Annotated in this window: 15 protein-coding genes and 1 tRNA gene; 6 read left to right on the forward strand and 10 right to left on the reverse strand. The window is 60.4% G+C overall.

The annotated features are described in order from the left end of the window. Window positions 1-5: 5 nt before the first annotated feature. On the reverse strand, window positions 6-761 hold the full coding sequence (locus AC1ECK_RS31465; RefSeq protein WP_480326307.1) for a hypothetical protein: 756 nt from the start codon (window positions 759-761) through the stop codon (window positions 6-8). A gap of 292 nt (window positions 762-1,053) precedes the next feature. On the opposite strand from AC1ECK_RS31465, the gene AC1ECK_RS31470 reads away from it, so the two are divergent. Next, complete coding sequence (locus AC1ECK_RS31470; protein WP_480326309.1) at window positions 1,054-1,335, forward strand: hypothetical protein; 282 nt, start codon at window positions 1,054-1,056, stop codon at window positions 1,333-1,335. 155 nt (window positions 1,336-1,490) lie between these two features. Here the strand turns inward: AC1ECK_RS31470 and AC1ECK_RS31475 are convergent, their stop codons facing one another. Continuing rightward, window positions 1,491-2,069 (reverse strand): hypothetical protein, encoded by a 579-nt coding sequence (locus tag AC1ECK_RS31475; protein WP_480326311.1) that lies wholly within the window; start codon window positions 2,067-2,069, stop codon window positions 1,491-1,493. A gap of 376 nt (window positions 2,070-2,445) precedes the next feature. Between AC1ECK_RS31475 and AC1ECK_RS31480 the strand changes: the two genes are divergently transcribed. After that, window positions 2,446-2,667 carry a hypothetical protein gene (locus AC1ECK_RS31480; RefSeq protein ID WP_480326313.1) on the forward strand — a complete coding sequence of 74 codons (222 nt, stop codon included), beginning with the start codon at window positions 2,446-2,448 and terminating at the stop codon, window positions 2,665-2,667. 239 nt (window positions 2,668-2,906) lie between these two features. Here AC1ECK_RS31480 and AC1ECK_RS31485 read toward each other — a convergent pair. Next, a tRNA-Gly gene (locus AC1ECK_RS31485) sits at window positions 2,907-2,980 on the reverse strand. A gap of 765 nt (window positions 2,981-3,745) precedes the next feature. Between AC1ECK_RS31485 and AC1ECK_RS31490 the strand changes: the two genes are divergently transcribed. Together AC1ECK_RS31490 and AC1ECK_RS31495 are read left to right on the forward strand one after the other, a co-directional pair. Continuing rightward, window positions 3,746-4,636, forward strand: a complete 891-nt coding sequence (locus AC1ECK_RS31490; protein WP_480326315.1) for a hypothetical protein — start codon at window positions 3,746-3,748, stop codon at window positions 4,634-4,636. Window positions 4,637-4,839: 203 nt separating this feature from the next. Next, window positions 4,840-7,875 (forward strand): tetratricopeptide repeat protein, encoded by a 3,036-nt coding sequence (locus AC1ECK_RS31495; protein ID WP_480326317.1) that lies wholly within the window; start codon window positions 4,840-4,842, stop codon window positions 7,873-7,875. Window positions 7,876-7,928: 53 nt separating this feature from the next. Here AC1ECK_RS31495 and AC1ECK_RS31500 read toward each other — a convergent pair whose 3' ends face one another. From AC1ECK_RS31500 to AC1ECK_RS31510, 3 genes are all read right to left on the reverse strand, one after another. After that, complete coding sequence (locus tag AC1ECK_RS31500) at window positions 7,929-8,492, reverse strand: YggT family protein (protein ID WP_480326319.1); 564 nt, start codon at window positions 8,490-8,492, stop codon at window positions 7,929-7,931. Between the two features lie 240 nt (window positions 8,493-8,732). Then, a complete protein-coding gene (locus tag AC1ECK_RS31505; RefSeq protein ID WP_480326321.1) occupies window positions 8,733-9,053 on the reverse strand; it encodes an EthD family reductase in 321 nt (106 codons plus the stop codon). Between the two features lie 77 nt (window positions 9,054-9,130). Next, window positions 9,131-10,069 carry a Rossmann-like and DUF2520 domain-containing protein gene (locus AC1ECK_RS31510; RefSeq protein WP_480326323.1) on the reverse strand — a complete coding sequence of 313 codons (939 nt, stop codon included), beginning with the start codon at window positions 10,067-10,069 and terminating at the stop codon, window positions 9,131-9,133. An 818-nt stretch (window positions 10,070-10,887) separates the two neighbouring features. Here AC1ECK_RS31510 and AC1ECK_RS31515 point away from each other — a divergent pair. Beyond that, window positions 10,888-11,181 carry a hypothetical protein gene (locus AC1ECK_RS31515; RefSeq protein ID WP_480326325.1) on the forward strand — a complete coding sequence of 98 codons (294 nt, stop codon included), beginning with the start codon at window positions 10,888-10,890 and terminating at the stop codon, window positions 11,179-11,181. Window positions 11,182-11,359: 178 nt separating this feature from the next. On the opposite strand, the gene AC1ECK_RS31520 is transcribed toward AC1ECK_RS31515, so the two are convergent. After that, window positions 11,360-12,928: a UbiD family decarboxylase gene (locus tag AC1ECK_RS31520; protein ID WP_480326327.1), complete on the reverse strand. Its 1,569-nt coding sequence runs from the start codon at window positions 12,926-12,928 to the stop codon at window positions 11,360-11,362. A 586-nt stretch (window positions 12,929-13,514) separates the two neighbouring features. Between AC1ECK_RS31520 and AC1ECK_RS31525 the strand changes: the two genes are divergently transcribed. Then, the gene (locus tag AC1ECK_RS31525) at window positions 13,515-14,669 is read left to right on the forward strand and encodes a transglycosylase SLT domain-containing protein (protein WP_480326329.1); all 1,155 of its coding nucleotides are present in this window, start codon (window positions 13,515-13,517) and stop codon (window positions 14,667-14,669) included. A 142-nt stretch (window positions 14,670-14,811) separates the two neighbouring features. Here AC1ECK_RS31525 and AC1ECK_RS31530 read toward each other — a convergent pair whose 3' ends face one another. The 3 genes from AC1ECK_RS31530 to ribH all read right to left on the reverse strand — a co-directional run bounded on the left by AC1ECK_RS31530 (window position 14,812) and on the right by ribH (window position 17,130). Continuing rightward, the gene (locus tag AC1ECK_RS31530) at window positions 14,812-16,005 is read right to left on the reverse strand and encodes a pyridoxal phosphate-dependent aminotransferase (RefSeq protein WP_480326331.1); all 1,194 of its coding nucleotides are present in this window, start codon (window positions 16,003-16,005) and stop codon (window positions 14,812-14,814) included. Between the two features lie 175 nt (window positions 16,006-16,180). Further along, on the reverse strand, window positions 16,181-16,615 hold the full coding sequence (gene nusB / locus AC1ECK_RS31535; protein ID WP_480326333.1) for a transcription antitermination factor NusB: 435 nt from the start codon (window positions 16,613-16,615) through the stop codon (window positions 16,181-16,183). After that, complete coding sequence (gene ribH / locus AC1ECK_RS31540) at window positions 16,612-17,130, reverse strand: 6,7-dimethyl-8-ribityllumazine synthase (RefSeq protein ID WP_480326335.1); 519 nt, start codon at window positions 17,128-17,130, stop codon at window positions 16,612-16,614. The genes nusB and ribH overlap by 4 nt, the downstream gene beginning before the upstream one ends. Window positions 17,131-17,180: the final 50 nt, after the last annotated feature.

Here is a 17,180-nt window from a genome sequence, read left to right on the forward strand (position 1 = left end):
AACTCCTATGCGAGAGAATAGAGCTTGTCCAGAGCATCCACTCCTTTTGCTTCAACAGATTCCTGCCAATGTAATAAACTTTTCCCCGTTAGCGGCGTAAGGTGTGTAAGGTCTACGTCATATTGCACCTGCAACGCATGGTCAAAAGTATAGGCTTCGTTGGCCAAAGATGCTTTGGTTAACGTGCGCTCACGATGAGATTTGGGCGATCTCTTTTGAACTAAACTCGTCATTGCGATTTCGGAGTAGATCCACGGCGAATCAGTTGTTGCCTCGGTTTCAATGTAGTCTTTGGGTGAAATTGATTGCGGAGTATTTATAAAAAATATGCACTCGCAATTATTTAGCATTTTGATTAATGCTGTCGATAGCATCATATAAACGTGCGCGGTCGACCGGTTTCTTTTTTCATAACTATAGGTTTTTTTCAGTCGTTGATAGCAATATTCATCATCGATAATCTTCAGAAGATTGTCTGAATAACCCCATATACACGAATCGATGAACGATGTAAGGCCAAATCGTTCCTTAAGCCATCCGGCAATTTGAACCACAAGATCTGAATCTCGATGGGAATGGGATAAAAAAACATTTGCATCGATAAGTGGAAACCAGTCCGCAACAATTTCCGATGCCAATAGCTCTCCATTTTCATTCTTGAATGAATCCAATTTCGTGCTAACTTGGGCTTTGTTTCCAGAATGAATTTTTTTTCCAGCTTCCTGGAATTGCAGCAGGCTATCTAAATTGATGCCTTCCATGTCGACGTTGAAACCCCTATACATTTTTTCCTCTTCGTGTGTGGTTGAACCGGTCTATGCGCCGCGCATTATTTTGTGAGTCGGGCCAAGTTAGACTAGTATAGCAAGAGGTATGTTCAAACGTCGCGCCCGTTGGCGATAGCAATGACACTGATGGAGTCTAGCTGTGGGGCTATCGAGCTTCGGACATCCTTTGGCTTATCTTGAGGAATAGGAAGCGGCGCAAAGTTTTTCCACTCTGGAAGTCACGCGTTTTCAAAATGCTGGACTTTAATCGGAATCAGGGGGTGAAATGGCTGATAAACTTTATAAGGCTTACGTAAAAACGCTAGATCATCCCCATGTCCTAGAGATGATCGTGTCAGCACCGGATGAGGAAACTGCAACGAAGAAAGCTTTGAGTCATGTTAAAGAGGCCAATCCGGAAAAAGGTCGATCACTTGCAGAGTCTCAGAAAAACTCTGTCGTGCTTGCGGTTAAAGCTGCTGGGAAAAATGGCTGCATTGTGACCAACAAACTTCCGCTTGTTATTTTTGATAAAATTTCAAAATCCGTCAAGAAAGAGTCTAAATAATGTCGCGATTCGCAATCATCGGCAGGCACAATAGATAAAGATTTGAATTAAAACTCGTTTTCGTGGTCGTGGCAATCGTATCAAGGATAGAGGATGGTAGAAAAAAGTTCCAAAAATCTAGAAGGCTTTCTTATAGAGGTTTCGCTTTCTGAGACTTATTTCTCAATGTGCCACTCTTCATAGTGATGACTGAATCGAGTCGTTCCTTTTATCCCATCGAGAGTAGTTTCGTGGGTTTGATAATCAATATTTGTTCGAATCTCAAATTTATATTTCGATCTGTCAATCAAGCCAGGTATCGATACTAGAATCACCCGATAATCTTTAACGTAGAGATTTTTATACTCGTCATCAATGTATCGTGGTTCCTTTTGGTTTTCATCCTGTGTCGGCCACCAATAGGAACTTTCGATTCTTTTGATGACGGTTGGTTTAAAGAAGCGAAAAATGCGATTGGGATTTTTCGTCGGCTTGAACGCTGCGAAGCTATGGATGATTGATGCAACTGATCCGGGATTGAATAGCACTAACTTGACGAGGAAGCGCCCATCAAGCTGCTCGGTGTTAATGTATTTGAGAACGATCTTGTTGCTCCTGTATAGAGATCGTGAGATGTAATAGGCAGATAGCTGCGTTCTTCTGTTTCTGATATTGATATAGAGAAGATAAGACGATATCAGAAGACCCATGACGGCGATGATTGTCGTGGCTATTTGCTGTGTCTGTTGGTTCATGATATGTGATATAGAATATAAAAACGAATTGATATGATATATATCGACAAATTTCGTGGAAAGTTTAGAGAACTCAAGGTTTTTTTGTAGTAGGCAGGAAGATGGCTCTATAGGCGGTGCGGATATTTATTGGCTGTGGAGGCGAATGCTTCCCCAACTCAACGAGGAGACTCACAAGGACACGCCGGCTTAGGCGGTTAGTGCGCTCGCTGGCATATTGGACACTAAGCCGGAAAAGCGAGAGGAGGTGAGATGAGTAAGGAGGTGCGGCGATGGGAGTTGTATTATTGTTGACGAACCGATAGCTTCATGCAAAATAGAGCCATCATATCGTTCATAAGCCTTTTAGTTTTTCTTAATCCAATACGAGATAGCTATGCTTGGCAAAAATAAGGAGGGCGAAAAAGAAACGTTTGTTGAGGGCGGTGCAGGTAATGTTGTTGTTGCTGAGGATAGGGCGCACGTGAAGGGTGTAGAAAATATAGCCGGTCAGTCTGTTGATAGCGCCAAGCAGGATTCTACCAATCTCACGAAACGGCGAAGGAAGTTCCTTGAGGCCGAAGAGCTAAAGATTAATTCAAATAGCACGAAAAAATAGTCCTTGGTCTTGAGCGACAGGTAAACACTGACCTTCCCCAGCCGTTGAGCAAGGATAGCCGGAAGTCTGTAGCGAAAGGGGTAACCACCCGACTTTTTGTCGCGGTGCAACCGTGGCGTCTTGATGGGCAAGGAAAGCTCCAAAGCCCATTTTTCAAGCGCAGGTGTGAGTAGCAGTTGTGGGTGCGGCCACTTTAGCGAAACCCTCGGAGCCTTACGTGGCAAGGGTTTGAGCCATAGTGGAGCGGGCGATGGGAATCGAACCCACGGCTCTAGCTTGGGAAGCTAGGGTATTACCATTATACGACGCCCGCAGAGCGCGCTATTTTACGCGCGATCGGGGTGTTTAGGCAAATCCGTTGCGGGGACGCGAGGCCGGGGCGACTTACCGCGAGCGTTTCCAGCGCAGGCTGAGATCAATCCTGCCCGACGCAACCTGTTGCCCAATGCGATTGCGCCAAATGAAAGCGAGTCGCTCCCGTTCAAATCGGCTAACTCCGTGAATTAACGAGAAATTTCAAACCATGCAACGTTGCCTGCTCAGTTGCCGGGATTAGCTATCTTTCAATCCACGAGCCCGATACCATTTGGTTTTTATTTGCGACCTCGCATCAGGATGCAGAACGTCCTGAATCACCCAAGTTCAGCACGGACGATTCGCGGCAACGAATGTTCTAAGTCGATCAAGTCAAAACAGGCTGCACGGTGTTTCAATACGAGTCGATATTGATCTGATTCGCATAGATGGATGCATAACATTTGACGGCCTGTCTATGCGCCGTGGATATTGCCACTGAAGCATCTCGCCCGGATTTCCGTCGCCACCTGCAGGAAAATATCTTCCTGAGTGAAATCTGCAAATAACCCTACAAAAATATTAAAGTCCTTGGAGATCCTGCCGTATACCCCCTTAGCACTATTCAAAATTATTACAAAGAACCGCATGCACAATTTTTGTCAAGCGAGTTCCCAAAATAATTCTGCGAATTTGTGCCGGCAGCAAAAATCGAGGTCAATCTAACTAATGGCAAGAGACCGCGGTTTTCACAGCCGCGCTTGTCCAAATAAAACAAACAGATATGAAAAACAAAGCAACATTGGCGTTGTCTCTGGTTGCGTCGCTTGTTCTTGCGGCTTGCGGCGGAGGTGGCGGGGGTTCCAGTCCGGCGGCCACACCTTCATCAAGCAGTGCTTCGTCGCCTACGGCAGCAAGCGCACCGGCCGCAGCAAGTGCACCGACATCGGCGTCCACGCCCGCCGTCACGGGTGAGTCGCTGCCGAACCTGAGCAGTCCGCAGCCCGGTTCGACCGCGGCAACCGGCAACGGCGTCGAAGGGATCTGGTCGGTGACGTCGGGAATCAGCAAGACCACGGCCTTCGTCGACCCGCAGAACAACATCTCGTACCTGAGCACGGCGGGCAGTATCGCGATGTCGGAATTCTTCGGCGTCATCACGCCGGCGAGTTCGGCCTGGACCTTGACCTCGGGTGGTCAGTTCCTCTCTTCGCTGTACTCTACGGCCACGTCGGGCTCGGGTACCTTCACGAGCAACCAGACGTTCGGCGGCAGCTTCGTGGTGAACAGCAGCACCGTCAATCTGTCGTGGACCTACGATCCGGCGAATGCACTCGCGGTGAGTCAGTCAACCGTTGCCGGAACCTGGACGGAAACCAATACCTCTCTCACGATCTCGAGCAGCGGCGCGGTCTCGGGAACGATGAGCAACTGTCCGGTGACGGGTACGCTGTTGCTGAGCACGACGGGTTCCAGCCAGAACCTCTACACGTTGAACGTCACGACTGGCACGGCTACGTCCTGCCAGATTCCGGGCGCGACGCTCTCGGGTAACGCCGCAATTGTTTTCCTGCCTATCTCCGGCAGCAGCCTGTACAAACGTTCGATCCTCTACGTGATCCATGCTGCTAACAACAGCGCGGTCGCCTACGGTCAGGTGACGTTGGCGCAATAAGCAGGGTCCCAGCCGCCGCTGTCGTCCTTTTCGAAGAAGGCGACGGCGGCGGCGAGATTCGCGCCAAACCGAATCGCTGCGCAAAGGCCTTACCGGCCGTTGCCAATCATCAAGTTTTTTTCGCTGTTTGCCGATACTCTTGGATTGGCACTGAACCGTGTGTGCCGGTTGCCGTCCGCACGAGGCTCCTTCCACGAGATCGAATGAACCACACTAACGGCCGTCCTCACGGCCTGCCGCTGCGCCGTCCAGCCTTGCGGCGCCTTTGCGCCGTCTTCGCGCTTGCCGTCCCGGCGCTCTCGCCGTGGGACGTCGGCGCCATGCCTGCGGCCTCGACAGCAGCCAGCGCGACCTGGCTGCTGTCCGCCGCGCCCGCCGCACCATCGATCACGTTGCGAGCACCGCTTGCCGTCTTCAGCGACCCGGCCACGCCATGCGCACTTTCGAGCACCGTTGCATCATGGGCTGTCTCGCCGCTCGCCAAACCCGCGCAGCAGTTTGCAACGTGCGCGGCCGAAGCGGCCACCGGCCGTCTCGATGCGCGCGCGCTGTATGCCCAGATGGTGCTGTTCGGTTTCGGCACACAGCCTGACGTCGACCGCGGTATCGCGCTGCTCGAACAGGCGGCGCTCGACGGTTCGCTAGTCGCGGCAAGGCTGCTCGGTTCGCTCTATCAGCAAGGCTTGCGGGTGCCGCACGACGAGCTGGCGGCGCGCCGCTGGTTTGCGCTGGCGGCGGACGGCGGCGACGGTTTCGCAGCCGACGCGCTCGGCTTGATGAACTACAGCGGCGCAGGGGCGCCCGTCGATAGCGCGGCGGCCTACGCGCTATTCGCGCGGGCCGCCGAACATGGCGACCCGCACGGCGCGGCCAACGCCGGCCGTCTGATGATGAACGGCCAGGGCGTGCCACGGGACCCCGCGGGTGCAGTCGTATGGTTCACGCGCAGCGCGGTGGGTGGCGATGCGGACGGCGAGTTCATGCTCGGCCTCGCGTTGCTGCAGGGCAACGGCGTCGGCCAGGACATCCAGAAGGGCAGCGCATGGGTGAACGCCGCAGCCGCTCAGCATCTGCCTGCCGCGCAGGCCATGCTGGGCGATCTGTACCTGAGCGGCTTGAACGGCACCGGTTTGCCGCGCGATCCAGGCCGCGGCTTCGCGTTGATGTCGGGCGCGGCGCACGCCGGCGTGACCTATGCGCAACGCCGTCTCGGCGATCTGTACGCAAACGGCACCGGCGTCGCGCGTAACGATGCGCTTGCCCGGGCGTGGTATCGCAAGGCCGCGCTCGACGGCGATCCGTTCGCGCAGTTCGGCCTCGCTTTTGAATATCGCAACGGCCGCGGCGGCCCGGCCGATCCGGCGGCCGCGATCGGCTGGATGCGCGGTGCGGCCAATGCCGGTGTGGCTGCCGCGCAGAACGATCTGGGCACGATGCTGCAGCATGGCGAGGGCGAGCCGCAGAACTTAGCCGAGGCCAGATCGTGGTATGAGAAGGCGGCTGCGCAGGGACTCCCGCTCGCGTATTTCAACCTCGCTTCCCTGGCTCTCAACGGTATAGGGACGCCGCGCGATCATGCCGCTGCGTATCGGCTCGCCCGTGAGGGGGCCGAGCGCGGCAACGTCCAGTCCATCGTAATGGTGGGCAGCCTGCTGTTCGAAGGCGATGGCGTTGCGGCGGACAAGAAACAGGCCGTCGCCTGGTATCGTAAGGCGGCCGATCTCGGCAGCGCCGAAGCGGCCCGTGCAACCGGCGTGCAATACTTGACCGGCGCTCACGTGCCGCTCGACGTCACGCTCGGCGAGCAGTATCTCGGACGTGCCGCGCAAGCCGGCGACCCGCAGGCGCAGCTTCTGCTCGGCGCCCATCTGCTCGATCGCAAGCAGGAGGGAGACCGCGACGCTGGGACTGCGTGGATCCTGAAGGCCGCCGCGCAGCACTACGCTCCGGCGTATCTGCTGTTGGGTCAGCTTTACTGGAGCGGCACCGGCGTGGCGATCGACCGGCGCGCCGCAATCGACTGGTACACGCGCGGCGCGCAAGCGAACAATCCGGGTTCGCAGCTCGCGCTGTGCGCCGCGTATCTGGGCGGACTTGGCGTGTCCCGCGACAACGCGGTCGCGATGCGCTGGTGTTCGGCCGCCGCACGCGGCGGCGATCCGGTGGCCATGCATCTGCTCGCGATGAGCCCACAACTCACCGGCCTGGACGCCGGCGCTCGTGCTTACTGGATGTGGCGTCTTGCGAGCAGCGGCGAAGCCAGGTACCAGTCGATGCTGGGCGACGCCTACGATCTCGGCAACGGCGTCGCCGTGGACTACAGCGCGGCGCTCTACTGGTTCCGCAAGGCAGCGGAGCAGGGCGACGTCGCGGCGCAAGAGTCTCTGGCGTGGCATCTGTTTACCGGGCTCGGCGGCGAGCGGGACGAACGTCAGGCATTCGAATGGGCCACGCGCGCGGCAAATGGCGGCGCACCGGGCAAGGAACTGGTCGGCCTCGCCTATCTGTCGGGACGCGGTGTCGCTCCCGATGCGGCGGCCAGCCGTGGCTGGTTCGAGAAAGCTGCTGCCGGCGGCGAGAGCTGGGCCGGTAGCGACCTCGCGCGGCTTTATGAATTGGGCGCAGGCGTGCCGCGTGACGATCGGGCCGCACTGAGCTGGCACCGTGTGGCCGCGGCGAAGGGGGCGGACGCATCGGAGATTGCCTTGGCGCTCCGGGCGCTGGCGGATGGCGATCTGCGCAGTCTGGGTACCCGCGAGCGCCGTTGGTTGCTGGAAGATTCGTTTCCTGGCGAAACTGGCGTCGCGGGTGGCATGGTGCGCACGAGTGCGAACGAGGCGGCAATCATCGCGGCCGCCGAGGCGGCGAGCGCAGCGGCAAAGTCTGCGGTCAGCGCAACGTCAGACCCTGCCGTGGACGCACGAACTGAATGGAAGGCGCTGTCGTGCCTGAACCGGGCGTTGCTGGGCGATGCGCTCGAGCAATACGAACTCGGCGTTCGCTATCTGACCGGCGACGGCATCATGCTGGACCGCGCATTGGGCGACGCATGGCTCAAGCGCGCGCTCGCGAGCTTTGCCGCTGAGCCGGGGTTCCGAGCCTACGCGCAGGGCACGCGCATCGTCGAAGCGCGGGTCTTGGCGCGCCTGAGCGCGGACGAGCGTGAACGTGCGCAACGCCTCGCGGATCACCTGCTGGCGACGGTGCCGGGCAGCCTGGCTGCGACCGCATCGCCGTGATACGCGGACCTCGGTAGACGGCGGCGGGTAGGCCACCCGCGCCGTCCGGCTACTCAGATAACGAAATACGTCAATTGCACGGCAGCCCGCGTGACGATCATCAACAGCACCTGCACGATCACGAACAACAGGATCGGCGACAGGTCGATGCCGCCGAGGTTCGGCATCACGCGGCGCAGCGGATTCAGAAACGGCGCGGTGAGCTGCAGCAGAATCGGCATGGCGGGCGAACGCGGATTGAGCCACGACAGCAGCGCCATCAGGATCGTCAGCCAGATGATCAGGTTGAGCCCCCACTTGATGACGGTCAGCACCGCGACAATCAGCAGGGTAGGCCAGAGGCCGAGCGGGTCCACGCCGGTCACGGCCACCATCAGGATCACATAGATGATCGCGGCGATGACGGCGGCGAGGATGCTCGCCCAATCGATGTTGCGGGTGCTGGGCACCACGCGCCGCAGCGGCAGCACGATCCAGTTGGTAGCGTGCAGCACGGCGTTGGAAACCGGGTTATACGGCGGCAGGCGGACGACTTGCAGCCATGCGCGCAACAGCAGCGCCGCGCCGAACAGCGTGAAAACGGTATTGAGCAAAAAACGGGCGATATCGCCGAACATCTCGTGTCCTTTTCCTTCAGGGTAGCGGCCGGTTGGGACCGGACGCCGGGCGACGGCACGTTATATGGGCGCGCCGTCGTGTTCAAAAGTTCTTGTGCCGTGCGCTTGCGCTTACGGCTCGCTGTTCGCGCCGGCGTGGGTGGCTAGCGGTATCACGGTTGCATGTTGCAGTGGCTTCTCGATCCGCTACGCCAAGGCTATGCGGACCCGTTGCTCCGCCCGAAGCCACGCGGCAACCCGCTAGACCGTGACCTTGATTTCGCTGATCAGGATCGAGCCGTTGCCGCCGTCGGTGTAGTTCGGAATATCGGCGAGCAGCGTGTCGGCGGCAGGTTTGAAGACTGCGTAGAACGCGTCGGCTGTATCGAACAGGAAATGCCCGGCCGCGACGTAGGGCGGCGGCGTACCCGGCGGCCCGGCGTTGATCCCGGCGTCCACCGACCAGCCTTTGAGGGCCGCGCCGAACAGCCTGGCCGCGAGCGGCATGTGCGTGCCGCAGTAGTATTCCATGTCGAAGCGGCCGTCTTCTCGATACGGATAGAGGATGCTGACCTTGATCATTATGCGTTCTCGTCGGTTGGTCCCGGAGCGAGGCGCAGGCGGATTGCGCGCTGCGCCGGACGTCACATTATCACGGCTTACTTGACGCTAGTACCAGCCGGCACCTGATTCAGCGAACGCGCGAGCGATTCCTCGACAGCATCCGCGATGGCGTCGATGGCGGCCGGCGGCGTGGCGCGGCGGCGCGCCAGTTCGACGGCTCGCCGCGACATCAGTCCGTACAGCGCCGCGTGGTCGCCGCCGAGGTCTTCGAGCAGCGCAAGCTGCTTGCGCACCACGCCCGTATCGCCGCGCGATACGGGCCCGGCGAGGGCGTTGGGCAAGCCCTTGTCGCGCGCCGTCTGGATGGTGCCGGCGAGCATCGGCAGGAGGGCGCGCAGCGCGTCGTCCTCGTTGAAGCCCAGGGCGCGCCACAGCGCGACGCATTCGGCGAGGCTGCACAGCGCAAAGCTGGCCGCGTAGTGAGCGGCCCCGTGGTAGAGCATCCGGCCGCCGGGCGGAATCGACAGGGGATGGCAGTGCAGCGCCACCGCGAGCACCGTCAATGCTTCCTTGAGTTCGCCGTCGGCCTCGATGGTCACTGAGCAACCGTTGATCCGGTCGAGATCAGCGAGATCGCCGCCAAACAGGTACAGTGGATGAAAACCGCCGATCGACGCACCCTGTGAGCGCGCTGCGGCGAGCAATTCCACCGGCGACGCCCCGCTGCAATGCACCAGTGCGCGCAGGCGTCCGGTTGCTGCCGGCGTGGCATCGAAGCGCAAAGTGTTCGCCGTCGTACCGATGTTGTCGTCGGGAACGGCTAGAAAGACGATATCGGCGGCGTCGACGACCTGCTGCGGGTCGTCGTAGGCCGCACACTGATCGATCTGACTGGCGAGCTGGCGGGCCGATTCCGCCGTGCGGCTCGCAATTGCCGTCACCGGATAACCGGCGCGTGCAAAGCCGTGCGCGAGGCAGCGCGCAAGGCGCCCCGCGCCGATAAAGCCGAGACGCGGCATAGAGGACTGGGACATGGTTTCGGCTCCGGGCGGCACGTTGAACTGAAAGCTGGAGTATCGCGCATTCAATAAGCGCTCGGGCGCCACCAGCGTGGCGACGCACGCCGCACGTGGCGGCCAGGAGGGTTTCCTCAGATCAATTTTTGCGCGATATGGCTTGTGGAGCGGGTCATCGGCTGGCGCGCTCCCCGCAGGCGCGAAAACTGCTCACAATTTTCAGGGTCGATGGAGGTAGCAGTCGCGGTTGGAGTTTTTTCTGTCTCGCAATCAGATTCGGGAGGTAACAATGAGCATCTTTTCTTACCGAAAGCACTTGCGGTTCTTGACTCATTCGCAGCGCCGCCGCTGGTGGGATCAAAAAAAGCGCCTCACGCCACGCGTCAAAATCAGCGGTGCCTACGTGCCACCGAGTGTCACGCGCGAGTTCACCTACGTCAAAGTAGGCTGAAGATTTGTCTCTGAATGGGTAAGAAATGCCCGGTGCTCGCACCGGGCATTTGCGTTTACGACCACTGCGCTGTCTTGCGCCGACGCTAGGCCAGTCGGCCATTGAAGTGAATTTGTAATTAAAGATTACCGGCGCGGCCGCTCCGGCGCTGCGGCAACCGGTAAAACGGGCCGAGCCGTGCCTCTGACCCCGCGCAAACCCCTAGTTATCGGGGCACAGCGGGGGTTCGGCGTGCCGCAACACCTCACGGCTGGTTACGGCGTATCTGTACCGATTGCAATTTGCAACAAATGCGAACAGCGGCGCCGATCCTTTTTCTATACATTGAATTCCATAGCATGCACGTCATGCGACACGGTCACCCGGCCGCGCCTGGAGAAGAAAAGTGAAAAAGATCATTCCGTTTGTTGTTGCCGCTGCGCTTGGTGTGGGCTTCACGACCGCCGCCGAGGCGCACGTGTCCGTCGGTATCGGGATCGGTATTCCGCTGGCGCCCGCTTATCCGGTCTATGCACCTCCGCCGCCGGTGTACTACGCACCTCCGCCGGTGTACTACGCTCCGCCGCCTGTCGTGGTGGTCGGCGGCGGCTATGGTTACTACGGCTATCGTGGCCCATACTATCACCACGGGTATTGGGGCCATGGGTACTACGGTCATGGCGGCTACTACCGCCGCTAATCGATACGACTAGTTATTACGGTACACGCCTCAACGGCGCAACGCAGGCTGAATTGCCGCGTTGCGCCGTTGCCGTTTTAGGCGCGTGTGCGGGACCGGCGTGGCGGTTCGCTTCGCTGCCCGATGCGAATAAGCCCTTGTTTAAGGGCCTAAACCAGGCGCTGCGCAAGGCGCAGGGCTACAAGCCCAACTCGGTCCACAACGCGTCGATGCGTTGTTTGACCGCCGCATCCATCTCAATAGGGCGGCCCCATTCGCGGTCGGTTTCGCCGGGCCATTTGTTGGTGGCGTCGAGGCCCATCTTCGAGCCGAGTCCCGCTACCGGCGACGCGAAATCCAGATAGTCGATAGGCGTTCGATCGACCAGCACGGTGTCGCGCACCGGATCGATGCGGGTGGTGATTGCCCAGATCACTTCTTTCCAGTCGCGGATATTCACGTCCTCGTCGACTACGACGATGAACTTCGTATACATGAATTGTCGCAAGAAGCTCCATACGCCGAACATCACCCGTTTGGCGTGACCCGGGTAGCTTTTCTTCATCTGCACGATCGCCATCCGGTAGCTACAGCCTTCGGGCGGGAGATAGAAGTCGGTGATCTCGGTGAACTGCTTCTGCAGCAGCGGCACGAACACCTCGTTGAGCGCGACACCCAGCACGGCGGGTTCGTCGGGCGGCTTGCCGGTATAGGTGGAGTGGTAGATCGCGTCGCGGCGCATCGTGATGCGCTCGACGGTGAAGACTGGAAACCACTCCTGTTCGTTGTAGTAGCCGGTGTGGTCGCCGTAGGGGCCTTCGAGCGCGTGTTCGTAGGCAGCGCTCGCGCCTTTCGCGGGGCGCGGCGGCGCACCGTCCGGTGCCGGCGCTGGTGTTCCTTCCTGCGGGTAGATGAAACCTTCGAGCACGATCTCCGCGCGCGCCGGCACTTGCAGCGTGTCGACGCCTGGCGTGATGCACTTCGCCAGCTCGGTGCGGCCGCCGCGCAGGAGGCCGGCGAACTGATATTCAGAAAGCGTGTCGGGCACCGGCGTGACCGCGCCGAGAATGGTGGCCGGATCGGCGCCGAGCACGACGGCTACCGGATACGGCTTGCCTGGGTTCTGCAGCGCGAATTCGCGGAAATCGAGCGCGCCGCCACGATGGGCCAGCCAACGCATGATCAGTTTGTTACGTCCGATCAGTTGCTGGCGGTAAATGCCCAGATTTTGGCGGCTCTTGTTCGGGCCGCGCGTGACCGTCAGGCCCCATGTGATCAACGGACCCGCGTCACCGGGCCAGCAGGTCTGAATCGGCAGCTTTGCGAGGTCGACATCGGCGCCTTCCCAGACGATTTCCTGGCAGGGCGGGGCGCTCACCGTCTTCGGCGCCATGTCCCAGACCGCCTTGGCGAGCGAGAACAGCTTGCCGGCGTCCCGCAGACCCTTGGGCGGCTCGGGCTCCTTCAGCGCCGACAACAGGCGGCCGACGTCGCGCAGCGACTCCAGCGCACCGCTATCGCCGTCCTGTTCGGCGCTATCGATACCCATGCCGAGCGCCACGCGCCGTGGCGTGCCGAAAAGGTTGCCGAGCACCGGGAACGCGTGGCTTTGCCTGCTCTCAAACAACAGCGCCGGGCCGCCGGCGCGCAACACCCGGTCGCACAACTCGGTCATTTCCAGGACGGGCGAGACGTTTTGCGGGATACGGCGTAGCTCGCCTAGTGTTTCGAGACGGCCGACGAAGTCGCGCAGATCTTTGTATTTCATCTGGTCCGGATCAAGGCCGCGCAGCGCGGCGAAAAGTGGGGCGCGACAGGCTATTGCCGCGCAGGAACGATTGTCGATTTTACCTGCGTTGGTTGGCGCACGTTGCCGAAGCAAATCTGTAACTGCCCCGAGAGGCGCGCAGCGCGCGGGTTTGATCGCACTGAACACTGTTCGTTATTACAATTAGTTATACTTTTGCATTTCTATAGTGTTGACGATCTATTAAACCCTGCTAGAATCCGGTCACATTGGTTGCAGGGCGTGAACCTTTTTACCACCGCCCCCTGGTCCTTACGACGCTACGCGTCACCGCTTACCGACCCCCTGCACGGTATTTGACGGCCTTTTTTGCAGTCCTCGCCAGCGCGATCTGACGCTGGTTTTTCGCGTGGGAGCCTCTGCGTGCGTGCTTTTTAGGCACGGCGCCGGGTTGTATCCGAGATGGCTCCCCACCGACGGTTTTGACGCCGTATTCCCGACGCCGCTGCCGCCCTAACCAGAGCGCGCGACGTCTTGACTCTGCGAACGTGTTTTGATGCCGGCTCGACCGGTGGGGTTCGCAGATCATGCAAGATGGGAGATCTGAATGAACGCCTGGTTAACGTGGCGTCCCGACGAACGACTTGCGCAAGCTGTGCGCGCTGTCTTGCGTCGCGGTACGCGAATGAGTCATCACCTGTTCAGCATTGTTGGCGGCTTCGCCATCCTGCTGGCGTTCGCGCTGTGGCTGATGCCGGCATGGCGCGGCACCCTGGCCGCAAAGTTGATGCCGGTCATTTCCGCTGCTGTGCAGGCCGGCCCGGCCCGTCTGCTGCAGGGCAATCCGCTGCCGTCGTTCGCTCCTTCCAATGGGGCGAGCTCCGACGATTCGCTGTCCGCCAACGCGGCCAGCGGTGACGCCAGCAACGGCGCCACCAGCAATACCAGCTACGACGGCGCTTTTGACGGCAGTGGCACGAGCGGCCTCGGCGTCACGGCTTTTAACGCGCTCGATCCGCACTCGGTGCAAAGCATCAGCGCGCTCGCGCGGCTGATTCCGTCGCAGCGCGTCGCCGCCGATGCGCGCGACGACCGCGTGCTGGTTTCGTCCCGCGAACAGGATCTGGTGGCCTCCTATCTGGCGCGTCGCTATCGCGTCGCCCAGGAGCCCGTGAGCGAGCTCGTCAAGGCTGCGTTCGATACCGGTCGCGAAGTCGGCCTCGATCCGCTGTTGCTGCTCTCCGTGATGGCGATCGAATCGGGCTTCAACCCTTACGCCGAAAGTGGCGTGGGTGCACAGGGCCTGATGCAGGTGATGTCGAAGGTGCACTCGGACAAGTTCCAGTATTTCGGCGGCCAAAGCGCTGCACTCGATCCGCTGGCCAACATCAAGGTTGGCGCGCTCGTGCTGAAGGACTGCATCGCACGCGGCGGTTCGCTGCCGGGTGGTCTGCGTCTGTATGTGGGATCGAGCACGCAGGACGACGGCGGCTACGGCGCCAAGGTGATGGCCGAACGTGGCCGTCTGCGTGACGTGGCGCGTGGCCGCAAGGTGCCGATCAACGCTCCGCAAGCACCGGTGACGACGACTGCGTCGATCGCGGCGCCGGCCTCGGGTGCGGGAGCCGCGCCTGCCAAGCGTGTCCAGGTGACACTCGACGCGTCGCATCCATTGACGGCGACCACGCCGGTCAAGGCGCCGGAGCAGGACGACGCCAGCACGACGCCCAAGCATGCAGCGACACCGGAACTAGGCGCCTGAGAGAGTAATGGCCTAGTCGCCCGATCCACGCGCGGTATCCGCAGTACAAGAAAGAAAGGCACCCGAGGGTGCCTTTTTTCATGGTGCGCTGCCTGAGCGATGGTTGCCGGGGCTAGACGAGGCTCACGCGGCGCGTGAAGGTTCAGCGTCCAAAGAACCCGCGCAAGCGCTCCACCGCTTCTTCGAGCTTCGAATACGCCGTTGCGTATGACAAACGGATATACGAACGCGGCGCGTGGTTGCCGAAATCCAGTCCCGGCACCATCACCACACCTGCGTCGTGCAGCATGGCCGTAGTCAGCGCGGCGCTGTCGCCGGCCGCCGCATGGGCCACCCGACTGCAATCCGCGTACACATAGAATGCGCCGTCCGGCATCACAGGCACCGCGAAGCCGAGCGATTCGAGTGCCGGGGCAATGAAGTCGCGGCGACGCTTGAATTCGAGGCGGCGCGCTTCATAGATCGCCAGTGTGTCCGGTTCGAAGCAGGCGAGCGCGGCATGCTGGGCCAGCGCCGAGGCGCAGATGAACAGGTTTTGCGCGAGCTTCTCGAATGCACTGACAAGCGACGGCGGCACGACCAGCCAGCCCAGACGCCAGCCCGTCATGTTGAAGTACTTCGAGAAACTGTTGACGGTGATGACATCGTCGCCGAACGACAACGCGGAGACGGGCGGCGCGTCGTAGCTCAAGCCTTGATAGATTTCGTCGACAATCGTGAAGCCGCCGCGTGCGCGGACTGTTTCGACGATGCGCTTCAACTCCGCAGGCTCGATCGACGTACCGGTGGGATTCGAGGGCGACGCCAACAGCACGCCGCGCGTGCGTTCGCTCCAGAGGCGCTCGACATCGGCGGCAGTGAGCTGGAAGCGTTCCGCCGGGCCGCTTGGCACCAGCACCGGCTTGCCTTCCGCCGCGGCGACAAAGTGCCGGTTGCACGGATAGCAGGGATCGGGCATCAGCACTTCATCGTCACGGTCGACCAGCGCCGTGCACGCGAGCAGCAGCGCAGCCGAGGCGCCGGCGGTGACGACGATGCGCGCCGGATCGATATCGACGCCATAGGCGTGCGCATAGTGCCCGGCAATTGCCTCGCGCAACGAATGCAGGCCGAGCGCGCTGGTGTACTGCGTAACGCCGCGGCGCATCGCGCTGGCGGCGGCTTCGATGACCGGCTCGGGGGCGGTGAAATCGGGCTCGCCGATTCCCATGTGGATGATGTCGCGCCCTTTACGTTCCAGCAGGGCGGCTTCCTTCGCCAGTTCCATCACATAGAACGGCTGGATGGCGTCGACGCGCGCAGCAAGCCGCACCAACGGTTCGGTCACGGAATTCATACAGTGAATACAGTAAATGCCATTTCAAAAGCGTGGCGGCATGCTATGCGCGTCTGCGCCTCAGCCTAGCGCGGTGCATGGCTGCGCGACGCGACCCCGCCTGCCGGAATAGCGCGCGGCAAACCGGAGTTTGCCTGCACACTCACCCCGCCGAGGCAGGCCCGCATGCGGCGGCTTATTGCTTGCGAGCCGCTTGCGTTTCGGCAAGGCGCAGTTGCGCCGCCAGCTTGTCCAGCACGCCATTGACGTACTTGTAGCCGTCTGCGCCACCGAATGTCTTGGCGAGCTCGACAGCTTCGTTGATGACGACGCGATACGGAATGTCGACGTGATTCTTCAGCTCATATGCTGCGACGAGCAGCACCGCGCGTTCGACCGGCGAGAGCTGGTCGATCGGGCGGTCCAGACACGGCGTGAGTTCGGCTGACAGCGCTTCCGAGTCGCGGATCACGCCATGCAGCAGCGCGTCCAGATGCTCGTGGTCCGCCTTATCGAAGCCTTGCGCGCCGCGCAACTGCGCGTCGATCTCGCCGCCGGGCGCGCCCGACAGCAGCCACTGATACAGCCCCTGCGTGGCCAGTTCACGGGAACGTCGGCGAGCGCTCTTCATGCCTGTGCCTCTTCATCGTCCTCGTCTTCTTCTTCGTCGTCATCGTCGCCGCCGAGTTGTTCGAGCGCGACGGCGAGGTTCGCCATTTCGACGGCCACGCGTGCGGCGTCACGACCCTTTTCGGTCATGCGTGCGACGGCTTGCTCATCGGTTTCCGTGGTCAACACGGCGTTGGCGACCGGAATGCCGAAGTCGAGACCGATGCGGGTGATGCCCGCGCCGCTTTCGTTCGACACCAGTTCGAAGTGGTAGGTCTCACCGCGGATCACTGCGCCGAGCGCGATCAGGGCGTCGAACTGGGCGCTTTCCGCGAGCTTTTGCAGCGCCAGCGGGATTTCCAGCGCGCCTGGCACGGTGACCAGCAGCACGTCTTCGCCGGTGACGCCGAGGCGTTCGAGTTCTTCGATGCACGAATCCGCGAGGCCGTTACAGACGGGCTCGTTAAAGCGCGCCTGGACGATGCCGATACGCAGGCCGTCGCCGTCGAGGTTCGGTTGGTATTGTCCGATTTCCATAGTGAGTCCGTAGGGTTGTTTCAGTAAGCGCTAATGCGCGTGAATGGTCG

The organism is Paraburkholderia sp. SSBN10T (assembly GCF_056619545.1).